Here is a 2,600-nt window from a genome sequence, read left to right as displayed (position 1 = left end):
TCACCGCGGTGGCGATGTTGCCGTAGCCGGTGAGGATGATGGCGCGGGCGTCGTCGCGCTTCTCGCGGATGGCGGCGACGACATCGAGGCCATTGCCGTCGGCGAGCCGCATGTCGACCACCGCATAGGCGGGCGGGTTGGCGCGCGCCTTGGCCACCGCCTCCTCGACGCTCTCGGCCGTCTCGACCACGAAACCTCTGGTTTCCATGGCGCGGGCAAGCCGCGTGAGGAATGGCTTGTCATCGTCGACGATCAACAGCGAGGTGTCCTCGCCTTCAACCATTGCGCCAATCGTTTCGTCGCCGTTCATCGTCTTCTAAATTCCTGCTGCCCGATTTTTACGCAAATATAGTTTTGGAGCGCTATTGTCCAATTCAAGCCGTGTCAAACATGGTGGCCGAAGCCGATTCAGGATTGAGGAAGACGCTGCGTGGCCACGATATCTGCACGATGGCGCCCTCGCCCGGCTCGTTTGAATTGCGGAAATCAAGCGTAGCCCCCGAGCGTTCCAGCAAGGTCTTGGCTATGAAAAGCCCCAGGCCCAGGCCGCCGCCGGCCTCGGTGCCCTGGCGTGTCGACATATAGGGCTCGCCGATGCGGTCAATGATTTCGGGAGGGAAACCCGGCCCGTCGTCGGTGATCGAGAAAGTAACGGCGGCCTCGTTCCAGCTCCAGCGCACGGTGACGGCCTTGCGGGCAAAATCGACGGCGTTCTCGACCAGATTGCCGAGGCCGTAGATGACGCCGGGATTGCGCCGCCCTACCGGTTCGGGGCCGATGCGCTCGCCGGGGCGAAGCTTGATCGAGATGCCGAAATCGCGGTGCGGCGCCGTCATCTCCTCGACCAGCGAGGTCAGCGGCAGACGGGAAAGATGCGCCTCGCCCTCGGACGACAGGCTGGTGAGGCGTTTGAGGATTTCGCGGCAACGCTCGCTCTGCGAGCGCAGCAGCGTCACGTCCTCACCGTATTTCGGATCGTTGCGGAGCGCCTTCTCCATCTCCTTGGCAACAAGGGTGATGGTGGCAAGCGGCGTGCCCAGCTCATGCGCAGCGGCGGCGGCAAGGCCGTCCAGCGCCGACAGGTGCTGCTCGCGCTGCAGCACCAGCTCGGTGGCGGCAAGCGCGTTGGCGAGCAGGCGAGCTTCCTCGGCCACGCGGAAGGCGTAAATCGCGGTGAAGGCGATCGAGGAAAACACCGCCATCCATATGCCGGCGACATAGATGAACGGCATCTCCAGCGGCGCGCCCTCATACCAGGGCAGCGGCAGATGGAAGAAGACCAGCAAGGTTGCCGCCACCATCACCAGCGCGCCGAGGATGGCGGTCAGGCGCAGCGGCAGCGACGTCGCCGAGATGACCACGGGCACGGTCACCAGCACCGAAAACGGATTGGTGAGGCCGCCGGTCATGTAGAGCAGGCCGGCAAGCTGCAGGCTGTCGATGGTCAGGATGGCGAAAGCCGGCAGCGGCGTCAGCCGATGCGCTGCCGGATAGCGGAAGGTCAGCAACAGGTTCATCCAGGCAGAGCAGGCGATCAGCGCGAAGCAAAGGCTGACCGGCAGCGGGAACTTCAGCCCGTAGGCGACGACGAGCACCGTCAGGCTCTGGCCGACGATGGCGAGCCAGCGCAGCCTGATCAGCGTGTTGAGACGCAGCCGCTGGCTTTGCTGGAAGTCGGGCGCCTGCAGGATGTTTATCATGACCAAGGATTATAGCCGGGAAAGGAGAAGCGGTAGATGTTTCTGTCTTCTTGTTGACCAGGATCGGATCATGGTCGGGCTGCATCAGCTGCCACGCGGTTTGGCGCGGCTGGTGGCGGTGGCGAGAAGCGGGTTCTCCGGCCAGACGTGCCGGGGATAGCGGCCACGCATGTCGGCCCGCACATCGGCCCAGGAACCGCGCCAGAAGCCGGGCAGGTCACGTGTCGTCTGGATAGGCCGGTGCGCCGGCGATAAGAGCTCGAGCGTCAGCGGCACGGTGCCATTGGCAATGGCAGGGTGCCGGTCGAGCCCGAACAGCTCCTGCACGCGGATCGCCAGCACCGGCCATTCGCCATCATAGCGGATCGGCACGCGACTGCCTGACGGCGCGTCGAAATGGGTCGGCGCCAGCGCCTCGATCCTGCGCTGGAGATCGTGCGGCACCAATGCCATGAGGCCGGCCGAAAGCACGCCCGGGTCGATCGCAACAAACGACGCCGCGCCAGAGAGGTACGGCAGCAGCCAGTCGTCGAGGCTATCGATGAGCGCGGCGTTGGAAACGTCGGGCCAGGGCGCGCCGAGGCCGCGATGCAGCCAGCCGAGCCGTTGGCGCAGCGTTTCCGCTTCCTTGCCCCACGGCAAAAGCGACAGCCCGTCTTGGCGCAAGGCGTCAAGGATGGCGCGATCCGCGTCGGCACCTGATGGCGCCGGCAGCATGCGTTCGGACAGAGTGATGGCGCCGAGGCGAACGGTTTCGCGCACGCGCACCGCGCGCCGGTCTCGGTCGAAGCTCGTTTCCCGGTGGGTCTCGATCTTGTCGGCAAGCGAAGTGCGAATGTCGGTCTCATCTGTCGCCGCTGCTGCCGTGATGCGAGCGTTTTGCGCCTTGCCCTGCAGGTC

The 2,600-nt window shown here is 65.2% G+C and carries 3 protein-coding genes; all 3 read right to left on the bottom strand.

The window, feature by feature from the left end:
- The coding region (locus E5W87_RS34320; RefSeq protein WP_292408043.1) for a response regulator at window positions 1-310 on the bottom strand (310 nt) is incomplete at its 3' end.
- A 64-nt stretch (window positions 311-374) separates the two neighbouring features.
- Window positions 375-1,700: an ActS/PrrB/RegB family redox-sensitive histidine kinase gene (locus E5W87_RS34315; protein WP_292408052.1), complete on the bottom strand. Its 1,326-nt coding sequence runs from the start codon at window positions 1,698-1,700 to the stop codon at window positions 375-377.
- A gap of 84 nt (window positions 1,701-1,784) precedes the next feature.
- The coding region (locus E5W87_RS34310; RefSeq protein ID WP_292408040.1) for an ATP-dependent helicase C-terminal domain-containing protein at window positions 1,785-2,600 on the bottom strand (816 nt) is incomplete at its 5' end.

The sequence above is a fragment of the Mesorhizobium sp. genome, assembly GCF_004962925.1.
Lineage (GTDB): Bacteria > Pseudomonadota > Alphaproteobacteria > Rhizobiales > Rhizobiaceae > Mesorhizobium.
This window is presented reverse-complemented; position numbering and strand designations above follow the sequence as displayed.